The organism is Streptomyces kebangsaanensis, from assembly GCF_001906585.1.
Taxonomy (GTDB): Bacteria; Actinomycetota; Actinomycetes; order Streptomycetales; family Streptomycetaceae; genus Streptomyces; species Streptomyces kebangsaanensis.
The window spans coordinates 59415-60369 of sequence record NZ_JUJA01000154.1; the positions used below are offsets into that span (position 1 = coordinate 59415).

The 955-nt window shown below is 69.7% G+C and carries 2 protein-coding genes; both read left to right on the forward strand.

Features of this window, described 5'->3' with window-relative positions; genetic code table 11:
* Nucleotides 1–274 precede the first annotated feature (274 nt).
* Nucleotides 275–694, forward strand: a complete 420-nt coding sequence (rpsP, locus tag RH94_RS25340) for a 30S ribosomal protein S16 (RefSeq protein WP_073950251.1) — start codon at nucleotides 275–277, stop codon at nucleotides 692–694.
* 5 nt (nucleotides 695–699) lie between these two features.
* On the forward strand, nucleotides 700–939 hold the full coding sequence (locus RH94_RS25345) for an RNA-binding protein (protein ID WP_003973401.1): 240 nt from the start codon (nucleotides 700–702) through the stop codon (nucleotides 937–939).
* Nucleotides 940–955 lie beyond the last annotated feature (16 nt).

Below are 955 nucleotides of genomic sequence, written 5' to 3' on the forward strand. Positions count from 1 at the left end.
TCCCGAGGGGGCATGGGTGGGCGCGCCCGCCCCGCGGCGTGCGAACCCGCAGCGTTCGGAATGCCGGGCGCCGCTCAGGCCTGCCCAAGTGCGGCTCGCCGTACCCCGCCGAAACCGTCCCGCGGGGTATGGCACAATGGCTAGCTGTACTCGACAGCCGCACAGGACCCCTCTCTCCTCCGGCTGACGCGTCCGTCGGGCACCTCGGGTACCGCAACCCCACGCGGCTCCTCCGCCGTGCCCAACCACGTCAATTCCAGGAGAACCCACTCCCGTGGCAGTCAAGATCAAGCTGAAGCGTCTGGGCAAGATCCGTTCGCCTCACTACCGCATCGTCGTCGCCGACTCCCGTACCCGTCGTGACGGCCGGGCGATCGAGGAGATCGGCCTGTACCACCCGGTGCAGAACCCCTCGCGCATCGAGGTCAACGCCGAGCGCGTGGCGTACTGGCTCTCCGTCGGCGCCCAGCCGACCGAGCCCGTGCTCGCCATCCTGAAGAAGACCGGCGACTGGCAGAAGTTCAAGGGCGAGCCCGCCCCTGCTCCGCTGCTGCAGCCGGCGGAGAAGTCCGCGCGCCCGTCGTTCGAGGCCCTCGGTGGGGACGACGAGGCCAAGGGTGAGGCGATCACCCAGAAGAAGAAGGCTGAGAAGAAGGACGAGGCCGCCGCCGAGTCCGAGTCGACCGAGGCCTGAGCAGCATGCTCGAAGAGGCGCTTGAGCACCTCGTGAAGGGCATCGTCGACAACCCTGACGATGTGCAGGTCGCCTCGCGCAACCTGCGCCGTGGACGCGTGCTCGAGGTCCGGGTCCACCCCGACGACCTCGGCAAGGTGATCGGCCGCAACGGCCGTACCGCGCGCGCCCTGCGCACCGTCGTGGGCGCCATCGGCGGCCGCGGGGTCCGTGTCGACCTCGTCGACGTGGACCACGTCCGCTGACGCTTATCGCAACCGG